At 36.3% G+C, this 237-nt stretch carries 1 protein-coding gene; it reads right to left on the bottom strand.

The annotated features are described in order from the left end of the window. The coding region (locus tag AAEZ00_RS22130; RefSeq protein WP_351090190.1) for a S24 family peptidase at positions 1-237 on the bottom strand (237 nt) is incomplete at both ends.

Genomic DNA, 237 nt, shown 5'->3' with positions numbered 1-237 from the left:
GGTCTGCATTGAGTCATTGGCGAGTATTGGTGAGTAAGCTGGATTATGGGCATTAAGTTGATATTGACCATTAGTGAATTTACTCACTTTACGTAATAAATATTGGTTATTGCCTGTATCATCTTGGATTTCAATCGCCATGATTTTACCGGTAATCGAACCAGCATTAATTGCTGTAATACGTTCTAGTAACAATAAATCACCATTTTCAATTGGATTTTTACCGCCGTTCATCGA

This window comes from Shewanella sp. S1-49-MNA-CIBAN-0167, from assembly GCF_040310145.1.
GTDB classification, from domain to species: Bacteria; Pseudomonadota; Gammaproteobacteria; order Enterobacterales; family Shewanellaceae; genus Shewanella; species Shewanella psychromarinicola.
Note: the sequence above shows the minus strand (reverse complement) of the source record. Positions and strands in the feature narration are given on the sequence as shown.